Origin of the sequence: Streptomyces tibetensis, from assembly GCF_007655005.1 — a bacterium.
Taxonomy (GTDB): domain Bacteria; phylum Actinomycetota; class Actinomycetes; order Streptomycetales; family Streptomycetaceae; genus Streptomyces; species Streptomyces tibetensis.
Genome location: NZ_SZVW01000005.1, coordinates 252,830 through 266,481, shown reverse-complemented (window position 1 = coordinate 266,481; position 13,652 = coordinate 252,830). Strand labels below are relative to the sequence as shown.

General features: G+C 71.9%; 11 protein-coding genes. 5 read left to right on the top strand and 6 right to left on the bottom strand.

Annotation, left to right across the window (positions count from 1 at the left end):
- Nucleotides 1-3 precede the first annotated feature (3 nt).
- The 5 genes from FDO69_RS10535 to uvrC form a co-directional block, all read right to left on the bottom strand.
- Nucleotides 4-2,958, bottom strand: coding sequence for a M14 family metallopeptidase (locus tag FDO69_RS10535; RefSeq protein WP_104779506.1), 2,955 nt, complete (start codon nucleotides 2,956-2,958; stop codon nucleotides 4-6).
- 151 nt (nucleotides 2,959-3,109) lie between these two features.
- Complete coding sequence (whiA, locus tag FDO69_RS10530) at nucleotides 3,110-4,099, bottom strand: DNA-binding protein WhiA (RefSeq protein ID WP_104779505.1); 990 nt, start codon at nucleotides 4,097-4,099, stop codon at nucleotides 3,110-3,112.
- Nucleotides 4,090-5,184, bottom strand: coding sequence for a gluconeogenesis factor YvcK family protein (locus FDO69_RS10525; protein WP_104779504.1), 1,095 nt, complete (start codon nucleotides 5,182-5,184; stop codon nucleotides 4,090-4,092). Before FDO69_RS10525 ends, whiA begins: the two co-directional genes overlap by 10 nt.
- Nucleotides 5,181-6,140, bottom strand: a complete 960-nt coding sequence (rapZ, locus tag FDO69_RS10520; protein ID WP_104779503.1) for an RNase adapter RapZ — start codon at nucleotides 6,138-6,140, stop codon at nucleotides 5,181-5,183. The genes FDO69_RS10525 and rapZ overlap by 4 nt, the downstream gene beginning before the upstream one ends.
- Nucleotides 6,137-8,302: an excinuclease ABC subunit UvrC gene (uvrC, locus tag FDO69_RS10515; protein WP_104779502.1), complete on the bottom strand. Its 2,166-nt coding sequence runs from the start codon at nucleotides 8,300-8,302 to the stop codon at nucleotides 6,137-6,139. Before uvrC ends, rapZ begins: the two co-directional genes overlap by 4 nt.
- A 263-nt stretch (nucleotides 8,303-8,565) precedes the next feature.
- Between uvrC and FDO69_RS41115 the strand changes: the two genes are divergently transcribed.
- From FDO69_RS41115 to FDO69_RS10500, 4 genes are all read left to right on the top strand, one after another.
- Complete coding sequence (locus FDO69_RS41115; RefSeq protein ID WP_167526556.1) at nucleotides 8,566-8,718, top strand: hypothetical protein; 153 nt, start codon at nucleotides 8,566-8,568, stop codon at nucleotides 8,716-8,718.
- Between the two features lie 252 nt (nucleotides 8,719-8,970).
- The gene (locus tag FDO69_RS10510) at nucleotides 8,971-9,918 is read left to right on the top strand and encodes a hypothetical protein (RefSeq protein ID WP_104779501.1); all 948 of its coding nucleotides are present in this window, start codon (nucleotides 8,971-8,973) and stop codon (nucleotides 9,916-9,918) included.
- Nucleotides 9,919-10,112: 194 nt separating this feature from the next.
- Nucleotides 10,113-11,156 (top strand): LacI family DNA-binding transcriptional regulator, encoded by a 1,044-nt coding sequence (locus FDO69_RS10505; protein WP_104779500.1) that lies wholly within the window; start codon nucleotides 10,113-10,115, stop codon nucleotides 11,154-11,156.
- Nucleotides 11,153-12,058, top strand: a complete 906-nt coding sequence (locus FDO69_RS10500) for a carbohydrate kinase family protein (RefSeq protein ID WP_104779499.1) — start codon at nucleotides 11,153-11,155, stop codon at nucleotides 12,056-12,058. The genes FDO69_RS10505 and FDO69_RS10500 overlap by 4 nt, the downstream gene beginning before the upstream one ends.
- Before the next feature lie 32 nt (nucleotides 12,059-12,090).
- On the opposite strand, the gene FDO69_RS10495 is transcribed toward FDO69_RS10500, so the two are convergent.
- The gene (locus tag FDO69_RS10495) at nucleotides 12,091-12,960 is read right to left on the bottom strand and encodes a helix-turn-helix domain-containing protein (protein WP_104779498.1); all 870 of its coding nucleotides are present in this window, start codon (nucleotides 12,958-12,960) and stop codon (nucleotides 12,091-12,093) included.
- A 101-nt stretch (nucleotides 12,961-13,061) separates the two neighbouring features.
- On the opposite strand from FDO69_RS10495, the gene FDO69_RS10490 reads away from it, so the two are divergent.
- Nucleotides 13,062-13,616 (top strand): YceI family protein, encoded by a 555-nt coding sequence (locus FDO69_RS10490; RefSeq protein WP_104779497.1) that lies wholly within the window; start codon nucleotides 13,062-13,064, stop codon nucleotides 13,614-13,616.
- The last annotated feature ends 36 nt before the right edge of the window (nucleotides 13,617-13,652 follow it).

Genomic DNA, 13,652 nt, shown 5'->3' with positions numbered 1-13,652 from the left:
AACTCACCCGTCGAGAGAAGCGAGTGCCTTCCTCATCAGCGCCGCCCGGTCGGCCGTGGCGGTGACGTGCTCCAGACCGAAGCCCAGCAGCACGGTGTCGTCCGTGGTGACCGCGCCGTAGGTCTGGAACAGGGCGCCGGTGCGCGCCCAGTCCTTGAGGACGGCCGGGCTGCCCGCGGGCGGTCCGGCCACCTTCCAGGCGCCGAGCGAGGTCTCGAAGCCCTCGGTCTCCTTCGCCGTGCCCCCGACGACGAGCGAGGCGTCGTCGGCGAGGACGCCGTGACCGCCGCTGCCCGGGTCGGTGACGTAGCTGATGGAGAGCTCGACCGTCTTGCCGGCGTAGGCGCTCAGGTCGAAGTTCACCCGCTGCCAGCCGTTGGAGGCGCCGGTGAGGCTGTTCCACGTGCCGGTGGTGCCGGTCGGGGTGCAGCCGTCGGCCGCCACGGTCAGGTAGTGCTTCAGCCAGGGGTGCTCGCCCACGTAGAAGCCGCCCTGGCACTCCGTCGGCACGGCGGTTTTGGTGGCGCCGCCCGCCTCGGGAAGGGTCGTCCAGTCGTCGCCGCCCGTGGTGCGGGCCTCGACGATGGCGTGGTCGTAGCCGGGCTCGGTGTCCCAGAGGAGCTGGGTGCGCAGGGTCGGCTGCTCGGCCGCGGTGGTACCGGTGAGGTCCACGGTGCGGGTGAGCCGCTTGTAGGCGTCGTCGGTGTGGACGGCGGCGGCCATCGCGGTGCCCGCGTACGGACCGTACGGGCTGGCCGTACCCGCGAACTGCCCGGCGCCCTTGCTCGCGAACTGCGGGAACGTGTCGGTGCGCAGCTCGTCGGAGGTGACGCCGTAGGTGCCGGCCTTGTCCAGCGGGTTGCCCGGGGCGGCGCCCAGCGGGCTGGTGACGCCGCTCAGGTCGCCGGAGCCGGTGAAGCCGGTGGCCCCGGGGGTGGCGGTGCGGGTGTAGGCGCCCAGGTAGTACTGGCTGAAGTCGTTCGACAGCGCACCGCCGCCGAGGTCGACGTTGCCGCCGGCCTGCTCACCGGCCTCGATCAGCCGGCCGCCCTCGTTGAGGTAGGCCCGCAGCTGGAGCTGGGTGGCGTTGCCCGGGACGCTCGCGCCCGTGTAGTGGACAACGGTGTCGAAGTGGCCCAGCACGCCCAGCGCGTCCGGTGCCCCCTGCCTGGCCACGTCCCAGACGACCGCCTTGCGGCCGCTCGCCTTGAGCGCGTCCACGTAGGTTTGCGCCTGCGTGGCGGCGACGCCCTCCTCGGCGACCACGAGGGTGTTCGCCCGGGGCCGCTCGGCGACGGTGTAGGTGAAGTGCTCGCTGGAGAGCTTCTTTCCGTTCTTCGCCTCGCCGGTGAACCACACCTCGACCTTGTCGCCCGGCTCGCCGTCCTTGACCTTGGCCCGGTACTCGTCGAAGTAGAGGTTGTCCTCACCGCCGTAGGTCTCGCCGCCCTTCCAGGGCTTGAGCGCCATGTCCCAGGTGCGACCGCCGTTGACGCGGTACTTGAGCTCCTTGTCGCGCACCGACTTCCGTACGACGACGGAGACCTCCTGGTCGGCGCCGCGGGAGTACGAGGTGGTGAACGCGGCCGGGGTGAAGTCGGCGGCGCTCAGACCGACCGACGAGGACGGCCGGTCGGGGTGGCCGGCGGACTCGGCGACGGAGAGCGCGAACGGGACGTTCTTGGCGAACTCCTGCTGGATCAGCTTCTCGTCGTCCGGGAAGGTGAAGACCGACTGGCAGTCGGAGGCCTTCCACTCGTCGTTCGGGTCGAGGTCCGAGGCCGTCTGGCAGGTCGACATCTCGGGGGTGAACATCGCCAGGCCGTTGACGTTGGCCGCGTGGCCGTCCGCTTCACCGTTGGTGGTGTACAGCTCGGAGGAGATCTGCGGGTGGTAGCCCGGGATCGCGGAGTTGTCGGGTGTTCCGGCGAGCGCCTTGTACAGGACGTCGTCCGGGGTCTGGGTGGCCACCTGCCAGCCGACCCCGTACAGGAGGAGTTCGGCGGCGGAGTGGTAGTTGATGCCGTACGTGAAGCCGATCCGCTTCTGGAAGGCGTCCAGGGCCTTCGTCTCCGGCTCGGAGCCCGGGCCCGCGCCGCGGTAGGTCTGGCTGGTGGGGTTGGGGGACGAGCCCTCGTCGTCGTAGCCCCACTTGTAGGCGAAGTTGCGGTTGAGGTCGACGCCGTCGCCGGTGGTGATGGCACCGTCGCCGTTGACGTCGCGCAGGTTCTTGCGCCACTGGCGGTTGGCGGGGTCCGCGAAGGTGTAGTCGTAGCCGTCGGGGTTGGCCGACAGCAGGAACCACAGTTCGGTGGAGTCGACGATCTTCTTGACGCGCCGGTCCTTCTTGTAGTTGTCCAGGTAGTGGTGCATCAGACGCCGGGTCATCTCCGGCGTGATCCACTCGCGGGCGTGCTGGTTGGACATGTAGAGGACCGAGGGCTTGGAGCCGTCCTTCGTCTTCTTCGCGCCCTTGGTGAGCTTCAGCGCGAGGATGTCCTGGCCCTTGATCGTCTTGCCGATGGAGACGACCTTGGTGAGGTCCGGGTTCTCCTGGGCGGTGCGCAGGAGTTCCTCCCGCAGGCCGCCCTTGCCGCTGTACGGGCGGAACACGCCCTCGGCGGCGTCCTCGACCCGGGCCGCGGCCCGGGTGGAGAGTTCGTGCTCGGTGAGCTCGACGCCCTGTTTCTCCAGCTTCTTCGCCTGCTGGTCCGTCAGGTAGACCTCGACGGTCGCGGTGCCTTTCTCGGGCACCCGCTCGCTCAGTTCGTGGCCGTCCTGGCCGGCCGCCAGCAGCAGGGGTACCTGCTTCTGGTTGACGTCGGCGCGGAAGACCTTGACTTCCTCCGGGTCGGACGGGGTCGAGCCCCCCGGTTGTGCCTGGGCGATGGGCGCGAAGCTCGCTCCGCCGATCAGGAGCGCGCCGACGGCGAGGATCGATCTCGCTCTTCGTCTCATGAACCCCCCTAGCGTGGGTCCGCCACAGCAGCGAACAGATGCCAGGCTCATGACAGAGCATGATCGAGTCAAGGGTGCCTCAGCGACACGCAAAAACCGGTGCCGGTCACCCAAACGGGCAACGGCACCGGCTTTTTGACGTGGTGTGGGGTCAGCCCACCAGGTTGTCGGCCAGCTCGTCGCTGAGGTTGGCGTCCGTGCCCGGGATACCGAGGTCGGAGGCGCGCTTGTCGGCCATGGCCAGCAGGCGGCGGATCCGGCCGGCGACGGCGTCCTTGGTCAGCGGCGGGTCGGCGAGCGCGCCCAGCTCCTCCAGGGAGGCCTGCTTGTGCTCCATGCGCAGCCGGCCGGCGGCGGCGAGGTGCTCGGGCACGTCGTCGGCGAGGATCTCCAGGGCACGCTGTACCCGCGCCCCGGCGGCGACGGCCGCGCGGGCCGAGCGGCGCAGGTTGGCGTCGTCGAAGTTGGCGAGCCGGTTCGCCGTGGCGCGCACCTCACGGCGCATCCGGCGCTCCTCCCAGGCCAGCACCGACTCGTGCGCGCCGAGGCGCGTCAGCAGCGCGCCGATCGCGTCACCGTCGCGGACGACGACCCGGTCCACGCCGCGCACCTCGCGGGCCTTGGCGGCGATCGACAGCCGGCGGGCGGCGCCGACCAGGGCGAGCGCGGCCTCGGGGCCCGGGCAGGTCACCTCCAGGGAGGACGAGCGGCCCGGCTCGGTGAGCGAGCCGTGCGCCAGGAACGCGCCACGCCAGGCGGCCTCGGCGTCGCAGGTGGCCCCCGAGACCACCTGCGGGGGCAGGCCGCGGATCGGGCGGCCCCGCCCGTCGACCAAGCCGGTCTGGCGGGCGAGCTGGTCGCCGCCCGCCACGACCCGCACCACGTAGCGCGAGCCGCGGCGCAGCCCGCCCGGAGCCATCACGATCAGCTCGGAGCCGTGGCCGAAGATCTCCAGGATGTCCCGCTTGAGACGGCGGGCCGCCATGGCCGTGTCCAGCTCCGCCTCGATCACGATCCGACCGCTCACCAGGTGGAGGCCGCCGGCGAACCGCAGGATGGCGGAGACCTCCGCCTTTCTGCAGCAGGTCCGGGTGACGGGGAGCCGGGAGATCTCGTCCTTCACCGCTGCCGTCATCGCCATGGGCCGATCCTTCCATGCATCCGAAAAATACGGTCGTACGCGGCGGCCAACAGCTCCGGGTCGTGCCTCGGGGTCCCGTCGGGTCTGGCCACCGGCGCCAGCTCGACCGCGGCCCCGAACCGCTTGGCGGCATCGGTCAGGGAGTCACGGTCGGGCACGGCGGCCTCGTCGGCCAGCACCACGTCCAGGGCGAGTTTAGGGGCGTGTCGTCCCAAAACCTCCAAATGACGCTGCGGGGAGAAGCCCTCTGTTTCTCCGGGTTGCGGCGCGAGGTTCAGGGAGAGTACCCGGCGGGCCTTCGTCTGCGTGAGCGCGTCCAGCAGCTCGGGCACGAGCAGGTGCGGAATGACCGAGGAGAACCAGGAGCCTGGGCCGAGCACGACCCAGTCGGCGTCCAGGACGGCCTCGACCGCCTCGGGCACGGCCGGCGGGTCGTTCGGCACGAGGTGCACGGACTGCACCTCGCCGGGGGTGAGGGCGACGGTCGCCTGGCCGCGCACCGTGTCGACCTCCTCCGGGCGCTCCGGGTCATGGCCCTTGACCAGGGCCTGGAGCTCCAGCGGCACGGCGGACATCGGCAGCACCCGGCCCTGGGCGCCCAGCAGGCGCCCGACCAGGTCGAGGGCCTGGACATGGTCGCCGAGCTGCTCCCACAGGGCGACGATCAGCAGGTTTCCGACCGCGTGCTCGTGCAGGTCGCCCTGGGACTGGAAGCGGTGCTGGATGACCCGGGCCCAGGTCTGGCCCCAGTCGTCGTCGCCGCACAGGGCGGCCAGCGCCTTGCGCAGGTCCCCGGGCGGCAGCACGCCCAGCTCGTCGCGCAGCCGGCCGCTGGAGCCGCCGTCGTCGGCCACGGTGACGACGGCGGTGAGGTCGCCCGTGATCCGGCGCAGCGCGGCGAGCGAGGCGGACAGCCCCATGCCGCCGCCGAGGGCGACGACCTTGGGCTGGGTGCCCCGGCGTCGCGGTCTGCCGCCCCGGGCCTCGGCGGGCCGGCTGCCCTTTTGGCCGGTGGTGCCCTTGTCGCCGTTGCCTTCGGGCACCACCCGGCGCAGCCGGCTCAGCCGGGGAGTACGTCGTGTCATTCGCGTCCCATGTCCCGGTGGACGACCACCGTCTCCACGCCCTCGGCCGCGAGCCGGGCCGCGAGCTTCTCCGACATGGCGACCGAGCGGTGCTTGCCACCCGTGCAGCCCACGGCGATGGTCACGTAGCGCTTGCCCTCACGGCGGTAGCCGGTGGCGACGAGCTGGAGGAGCTCGGTGTAGCGATCGAGGAACTCCTTGGCTCCGGGCTGGTTGAAGACGTACCCGGAGACCTCCTCGTTGAGGCCCGTGAAGGGGCGCAGCTCCGGGACCCAGTGCGGGTTCGGCAGGAAGCGGCAGTCGACGACGAGGTCGGCGTCGACCGGGAGGCCGTACTTGTAGCCGAACGACATGACCGTCGCCCGCAGCTCCGGCTCCTCCTCGCCGGCGAACTGGGCGTCCATCTTGGCGCGCAGCTCGTGCACGTTCAGGCTGGAGGTGTCGATGACCAGGTCGGCGTCGCCGCGCAGCTCGCGCAGCAGCTCGCGTTCTGCGGCGATGCCGTCGACGATGCGGCCGTCGCCCTGGAGGGGGTGCGGGCGGCGCACCGACTCGAAGCGGCGGACCAGGGCCTCGTCGGAGGACTCCAGGAAGACGATCCGCCGTGTGACGTTCTTCGCCTCCAGGTCGGCGAGGGACTCGCGGAGGTTGTCGAAGAAGCGGCGCCCGCGGACGTCGACGACGACGGCGATCCTCGCCACGTTGCCCTGGGAGCGGGCGCCGAGCTCCACCATGGTGGGGATCAGCGCGGGCGGCAGGTTGTCGACGACGAACCAGCCGAGGTCCTCCAGGCACTTCGCGGCCGTGGAGCGCCCGGCTCCGGACATGCCGGAGATGATCACCAGCTCGGGGATGGCCGCGTCCGGGACCTGGGCCTTGTCGTTGGGCGTGCCCGTACTCACTTGTGCTCCGTCTCCGGCTTGCTCGTGTTGCCCGTCGTGCTCGTTCACATTCATGTCTCCTGCCCCCGTCGTTCGTCCGGGGCGCCCGCTGCCACGGGTTCCCCACTGGAACCCATGGTGCCCGGTTCCTCTTCCATGATCTCCCCGGTCGCCGTGTTGACGGCGGGTGCGGCCGGGACCGAGCGGGCGAGGGCCACGGCGATCGTTTCGGCCGTCTTGCGGCCTATGCCGGGGACCTCGCAGATCTGGTCGATCGTGGCGGATCGCAGTTTCTTCAACGAACCGAAGTGCTTCAGAAGTGCCTGCTTGCGCGTGTCCCCGAGGCCGGGGACGTCGTCCAGGGGGCTGGAGCGGAAGCGCTTGGACCGCTTGGTGCGCTGGTAGGTGATCGCGAACCTGTGGGCCTCGTCACGGACGCGCTGGAGCAGATACAGGCCCTCGCTGGTGCGGGGCAGGACCACCGGGTCGTCGTCGCCGGGCAGCCAGACCTCCTCCAGGCGCTTGGCGAGGCCGCACACGGCGATGTCGTCGATGCCGAGCTCGTCCAGGGCCCGCCGGGCCGCCGCGACCTGCGGGGCACCGCCGTCGACGACCACGAGCTGGGGCGGGTAGGCGAACTTCTTGGGACGGCCGTCGTCCTCGGTGGGACCGGTCCCGACGATCTCGCCGTTGCCGTCGGTCATGGGAGCCGTGGCGTCCGCGCCGTCCGTCACGGGAGCCGCGGTGTTCTCGCCGTCGGTCACGGGAGCCGCGGTGTTCTCGTCGTCCGTCACGGGAGCCGCGGTGTTCTCGCCGTCGGCCCACTCCCCCGTCTTCTCCTTCTCGGCAAGGTAGCGCCGGAAGCGGCGGGTGATCACCTCGTGCATGGAGCGGACGTCGTCCTGCCCGGCGAAGCCCTTGATCTGGAAGCGGCGGTACTCGCTCTTGCGGGCCAGCCCGTCCTCGAAGACGACCATGGAGGCCACGACGTCGTCTCCCTGGAGGTGGGAGATGTCGTAGCACTCGATCCTGAGCGGGGCGCTGTCCAGGTCGAGGGCGTCGGCGATCTCCTCCAGGGCGCGTGAGCGCGTGGTCAGGTCGGAGGCGCGCTTCGTCTTGTGCAGCACGAGCGCCTGCTGGGCGTTGCGCTCCACGGTCTCCATCAGGGCCTTCTTGTCACCGCGCTGCGGGATACGCAGGGAGACGCCGGAGCCGCGCCGCCCGGTGAGCCACTCCTGGACCGGCTCCACGGGGTCGGGCAGGGCGGGGACGAGGACCTCCTTGGGGACGGCGTCGCCCGTCTCCTCCCCGTACAGCTGCTGCAGGGCGTGCTCGACGAGGGCGCCGGTGGTGATCTCCTCCACCTTGTCGGTGACCCAGCCTCGCTGGCCGCGCACGCGTCCGCCGCGCACGTGGAAGATCTGGACGGCCGCCTCCAGCTCGTCCTCGGCGACCGCGATCAGGTCGGCGTCGGTCGCGTCGGCGAGCACGACCGCGTTCTTCTCCATGGCCTTCTTCAGGGCCCCGATGTCGTCGCGCAGCCGGGCCGCCCGCTCGTACTCCATCTCGTCGGCCGCTTCCGCCATCTGCTTCTCCAGCCGGCGGATGTACGTGTTCGTACGGCCGGTCATGAAGTCGCAGAACTCGTCGGCCAGTTCGCGGTGCTCCTCGGCGGAGACCCGGTCTACGCAGGGGGCCGAGCACTTGCCGATGTAGCCGAGGAGGCAGGGGCGGCCGGTGCGGGCGGCGTTCTTGAACACGCCCGCGGAACAGGTGCGTACGGGGAAGACGCGCAGCAGCAGGTCGACGGTGTCGCGGATCGCCCACGCGTGCGCGTAGGGCCCGAAGTAGCGCACGCCCTTCTTCTTGTGACCGCGCATCACCTGCACGCGCGGGTACTCCTCGTTCATCGTCACGGCGAGGTAGGGGTAGCTCTTGTCGTCGCGGTACTTGACGTTGAACCGGGGGTCGTACTCCTTGATCCACGAGTACTCCAGCTGGAGCGCCTCGACCTCCGTGGACACCACCGTCCACTCCACGGACGCGGCCGTGGTGACCATGGAACGGGTGCGCGGGTGCAGGCCCGCCAGGTCCTGGAAGTAGTTCGCCAGGCGCTGGCGCAGGCTTTTCGCCTTTCCGACGTAGATCACCCGGCGGTGCTCGTCACGGAACCTGTAGACCCCCGGCGAGTCGGGGATCTCACCCGGTTTGGGGCGGTAGCTGGAGGGGTCGGCCATGTCTCACACCCTACTGGCGAGCACCGACAGTCAGGCGCGGTGGAGGGGCAGGATCAGGGGCCCGGCGGCAGGCAGTTTCCAACGGCATGGGCCGCCCGGGGGTTACGGCCCACCGGTAGCGGGAATGTGGCTCACCCACGGCACACGGCGACGCCCGGCGGGCGGAGTCCGTGCCGGTGCAGGCACAGGTTGTCGGTGCGGACCGGCTGTTTCCGGTGGGGAGCGGGCGGGCCACGGGTCGGAGGGCTGCGCAGATGAAGCGGATGCGGATCGAGAAAACCCGGCGGACGGTCCGTGCCCGCCGGTACGCGGACGAGCCGTTCGCGCTGCCCGACGCCCTGGACCCGCGCGATCCCGACATCGTGCGGGCCAAGCGCCTGGCTCTGAGGGAACAGGGCGGAAGCGACCACTCGTAGCAGCACACGTCCACCGCGAACGCCCGGGGCGCACGCCCCGGGCGTTCGCATGTCCGGAACCGGACCGGCCGGCAGGACGTGAGCCACTGTCCGGCATCAGGTGTTGTCGGGACCGGGTCAACACGCTTCAATGCGGGGGAACTCGGGCCCTGAACGACGGCGTACGGATGTGAAGACCTGCCCCGCGCCGGTCGGAGGGCCCCGCGCAAGCGGTCTGACCAGCCGTTGCCGACTCGGAGAAGAGGCCCCTGCATGCCGCACGCCCCACAGCACGCGGACGTCGCCACCGCGGAACTGGACTCGGCCCTGCGGGGCGGCCCCTTCCACGTCGCCCTGCGGGCCGCGATCGCCGCCCGCGGCCTGCCCCTGCAGCGTGTGCAGCACCATCTGTCCCGCCACGGTGTGAAGGTCGGCGTCACGAGCCTGAGTTACTGGCAGCAGGGGGCCCGGCGTCCGCAGCGCCCCGAGTCGCTGCGGGCCGTGCGCGCGCTGGAGGAGATCCTGGAGCTTCCCGAGGAGTCGCTGATCCGGCTGCTCGCCGAGTCCGGGGAGAGCCCGTCGGGACCGCGGTCCGCCGCCCGCTCCTACCGCTCCCTCGTCGAGGCGTCCGGCGTCCTGGACCAGTTGCTGGCGGAGCTGGACTGCCCGCCGGACGGGGGCCTGCACTCCCTGGGCCACCACGAGCGGCTGCGGATCGGGGCGCGGCGCGAGCTGGCCGAGCGCGAGTCGCACCACATCGTGCGCGCCCACCGGGACGGCATCGACCGTTTCGTGGCCGTCCACCACGGCGACCGGGGGGCCGCACCGGAGCGCATGCGGGTGCACGCCCTGGAGAACTGCCGCATCGGACGGGTCCGTTGGCACCGTGACACCGGAATTCTCGCGGCCGAGCTGCTCTTCGACACCCGGCTGCGGGCCGGCGACACCTTCCTCTTCCGTTACGGCGTCGAGGACGGCACGGCGGGGCTGTCACGCGAGTACGTGCGCGGCTTCGACTGCCCCGGCGGCCAGTACGCCCTCCAGGTGCGCTTCGACGCGGCGGCCCTGCCGGTGCGGTGCCACCGCTTCGCCCAGCACTCGGCGGCGGCGCCGCGCAGCGGATGCCAGGACCTGGCGCTGAGCGGCCGACACCGGTCGGTGCACCTGGTCGAGCCTCGGGTACGGGCGGGGTTCCTGGGGATCGGCTGGGACTGGGAGTAGCCGGCCGGGCCCGGTGTGTCCCGTGGCAGCCGCCCGGTGTGTCCCGTGGCAGCCGCCCGGGGTGTCCGATGGCAGCCGCCCGGGGTGTCCCGTGGCAGCCCGGGTCGGTGTCTGACGTAAGCGATTGCGCAAACGTTTACGCGCGCCGCCGAATGCGGTACGTTCCCCGCCGGAAGCGGAGGAGGGGAACGTTCATGGCGACCATGGCCGACGTCGCGCGGAGTGCCGGTGTCTCCGTGGCCACGGTCTCGCATGTCCTGAACGGCACCCGGCCGGTACTGCCGCACACCCGCCAGGCGGTGCTGGACGCCGTGGAGGAGCTCGGCTACACCACGAACACGCTGGCCCGTTCCCTGGTGACGGCCCGTACCCGGTCCATCGGGCTGGCGGTGTCGGCGATCAGCAACCCGTACTTCACGGAGATCCTGCAAGGCGTCGAGGCCGCCGCTCTGGACGCCGGATACAGCCTGCTGATCGCAGATCCGCACGACGACCCGGAGCACGAGCGCAAGGTCGTCCGGCTGCTGCACGAGCGCCGGGTCGACGGCATGATCGTCGCGCCCTCCGCGGATCCGCGCGGGCTGCTCGACTACCTCGGGCGGCATGACGTACCGGCGGTGTTCCTGGACCGGCTGGTGGACGCGCCCGGCAAGGACGGCGGTCCGCTCTTCGACCAGGTGTGCGCCGACAACGCCGAACCGACGTCCCGGCTGGTCACCCATCTCGCCGGGCTCGGCCACCGGCGGATCGGACTGGTGGCGGGGCGGCCGGGGCTCAGCACCACGAACGAGCGGATCACCGGCTACCGCAGCGGCCTGGCGTTCGCGGGGCTTGCGTACGACGAGCGGCTGCTGGTGCACGGCGACTCGGAGTCCGCGGGTGCCGAGCAGGCGACCGAGGCCCTGCTGTCGCTGGGGGTGCCGCCCACCGCACTGGTCACCGGCAACAACGCCATGACCATCGGGGTGCTGCGTGCCCTGGGCAGGCACGGCCTGTCCGTCCCGGACGACATCGCCCTGTGCTGCTTCGACGACTTCGCCTGGGCGGATCTGTTCTCGCCCCGGCTCACCGCGATCGCCCAGCCCGGCAAGGACATCGGCGCCGGGGCCGTCCGCGTGCTCCTGGAGCGTCTCGCCGAGCCGCACCGGCCCGTCCGGACGGTGCGTCTGCCCTGCACCTTCGTCCACCGCACATCGTGCGGCTGCCCCAGCCCGTCCGAGGAAGGAACCCCGTCGTGATCGTCGTCGCCGGTGAGGCACTGATCGACCTGGTACCGCAGGGCACGGGTGCCCTGGCGGCGCTGCGGCCCGCACTCGGCGGCGGCCCGTACAACACGGCCGTGGCGCTGGGCCGCCTCGGATCCCCCGCCGCCTTCTGCTCCCGGGTGTCGTCCGACGCCTTCGGACAGGCGCTGCTGGACCGGCTGAGCGCGACGGGGGTCGACGTGTCCGCGGTGCAGCGGGGCACCGAGCCGACGACGCTCGCCGTCGCCACGGTCGGCGCGGACGGCTCCGCGGCGTACTCCTTCTACGTCGACGGGACGGCCGACCGGCTCTTCGAGGCGCCCTCCACGCTGCCGTCCGGCACTCGGGCGGTGTCCTTCGGCACCTGCTCGCTGGTGCTGGAGCCGGGCGCGAGCGCGTACGAGGAGATGATGCGCCGGGCGGCGGCGCAGGGTGTGTTCACCGCGCTGGATCCCAACATCCGGGCCGGGCTGATCCCGGACGCGGACGCCTATCGGGCGCGGTTCAAGAGCTGGCTGCCCTCGGTGTCGCTGCTCAAGCTGTCCGTGGAGGACGCTAAGTGGCTCGGGGGCACGCCCCGCGAATGGCTGGCGTCCGGCCCGGCGGCGGTCGTGATCACCCGTGGCGGCGACGGGCTGACCGCCTTCACCGCCGCCGGGGAGTACACGGTGCCGGGCGAACGCATCGAGGTCGTGGACACGATCGGCGCGGGCGACACGGTCAACGCGGCTCTGCTGCACGGGCTCGCGGTGCGCGACGCCCTCAGCACCCGGGGCCTGGCCGAACTGGGCTCCGACGGCTGGACGGAACTGCTGGGCTTCGCGGCCCGCGCGGCGGCGATCACCTGCTCACGGGCCGGGGCGGAACCGCCGTACGGGCACGAGCTGGAGAGCTGACGCGGGGCGCCCGGGGTGCCCCGCCGGGCGCTTCAGCCGGTCTCCCCCACCGCCACCGCCCGCAGTGCTCCGGGACGGCGGCCGTTGAGGCGGTCCAGGGCGGTTGCCGTGGCGTCGTCCGCGGGCAGGTGGATGACGAGGTGCTGCCCCTCGTCGGGAAGCGCGAGCGTCTCGTTCAGCAGCCGCAGGGAACCGGCCTGCGGGTGCTCGATGTGCTGGGATCCCGTCCGCCGCGGTGTCGCGGCCAGGTCGGCGAACCGGTCGGTGAAGTCCGCACCGGCCGTCACCGCCAGCTCGTCGGCCAGCTCGGCGAGGTAGGGGTCCCGCAGGGGGACGCCGTGCCGGAGCCGGGCGACGAGGTCGTCGGCCACGCGGTCCCAGTCGCGGTAGGCGCTGCGTGCCCGCTCGTCGGTGAACAGATAGCGGAGCAGGTTGGGCCGCTCGCCGTCGAGCACGCCCAGCGGGCCGACCAGCCGTTCGTAGCCGGCCGTGTGGGCGAGGACGTCGCCGATCCAGTTGACCACCAGCGCGGGAGTCGGCTCCAGGCGGTCCAGCACGGCCCGTACGGTGGGGCGCGCCGCGCGGCTGAGCGGCGGGGCCGCCGCACAGACCAGCGGGTCACCGCCGTCCGCCTCCTTGGTCAGGCGGCGCAGCAGCATCCGGTCGGTGAGGGAGAGGTTCAGGGCGTCGGCCAGGGCGCCGAGCACCTGGGCGGACGGGTTGCGGTCGCGGCCCTGTTCCAGCCGGGTGAGGTACTCGACGCTGACGCCCGCGAGCGTGGCCAGCTCGGCACGCCGCAGTCCCGGCGTACGGCGCCGGGGGCCTGCGGGCAGGCCCGCCTCGGCCGGGGTGACGGCTTCGCGCCAGGTGCGCAGGAACGTGCCCAACTCGTTGTCGCTCACCCGCCGAACGTACAGGGCGCGCGGGCGCGGAGGGTGGCCCCGTCACTACCAGGCTCCGGCCGGTCTCCCTCGCGGACGGCCCGGCCCTCAGGGTGGAGGGCATGACGAATGACACCGCTCTCACCGCCCTGCCGCTGGCCCCCGGTCAGTGGGCCCTCGATCCCTTCCACTCCTCCGTGAACTTCACCATCCGGCACCTGGGCATCGCCAAGGTGCGGGGGCGCTTCGAGCGGTTGGAGGCCGGACTGTTCGTCGGTCAGCGGGTCGAGGACGTGCGGATCTCCGCGACCGTCGACCTGGCCTCGATCAACACGGGCAACGCCGACCGGGACGCGCACGTCCGCGCCTCCGACCTGCTGGACGTGGCGAAGCGCCCGACGATGACGTACCGCTCGACGCGAGTTTCGGGCCAGGGCGAGGACTGGACCATGGAGGGTGAGCTGACGATCGGTGACGTGACCCGTCCGGTGACGCTCGCCGTGGAGTTCGGCGGGCTGGTCGAGGTGCCCATGGACGGCAGCCGGCACGCCGGATTCGAGGCGACGGGCGAGATCCGGCGCGGGGACTTCGGGCTGGACTTCGCCCCCGGGCTGCTCGGCGAGGTGGTCAAGATCCAGCTGGACATGCAGTTCGTGGAGCCGAAGAAGACCACCTGACCGGGCAGCGAACGCGCCGGGCCCCACAGGACGTTG

Bases quoted from the DNA above. Each gene is read 5' to 3' on its own strand.
- uvrC (WP_104779502.1), bottom strand. From the start codon at position 8,302: ATGGCCGACCCCTCCAGCTACCGCCCCAAACCGGGTGAGATCCCCGAC.
- FDO69_RS10510 (WP_104779501.1), top strand. From the start codon at position 8,971: ATGCCGCACGCCCCACAGCACGCGGACGTCGCCACCGCGGAACTGGAC.
- FDO69_RS10535 (WP_104779506.1), bottom strand. From the start codon at position 2,958: ATGAGACGAAGAGCGAGATCGATCCTCGCCGTCGGCGCGCTCCTGATC.
- rapZ (WP_104779503.1), bottom strand. From the start codon at position 6,140: ATGAATGTGAACGAGCACGACGGGCAACACGAGCAAGCCGGAGACGGA.
- FDO69_RS41115 (WP_167526556.1), top strand. From the start codon at position 8,566: ATGCGGATCGAGAAAACCCGGCGGACGGTCCGTGCCCGCCGGTACGCG.
- FDO69_RS10525 (WP_104779504.1), bottom strand. From the start codon at position 5,184: ATGACACGACGTACTCCCCGGCTGAGCCGGCTGCGCCGGGTGGTGCCC.
- FDO69_RS10505 (WP_104779500.1), top strand. From the start codon at position 10,113: ATGGCGACCATGGCCGACGTCGCGCGGAGTGCCGGTGTCTCCGTGGCC.
- FDO69_RS10490 (WP_104779497.1), top strand. From the start codon at position 13,062: ATGACGAATGACACCGCTCTCACCGCCCTGCCGCTGGCCCCCGGTCAG.
- whiA (WP_104779505.1), bottom strand. From the start codon at position 4,099: ATGGCGATGACGGCAGCGGTGAAGGACGAGATCTCCCGGCTCCCCGTC.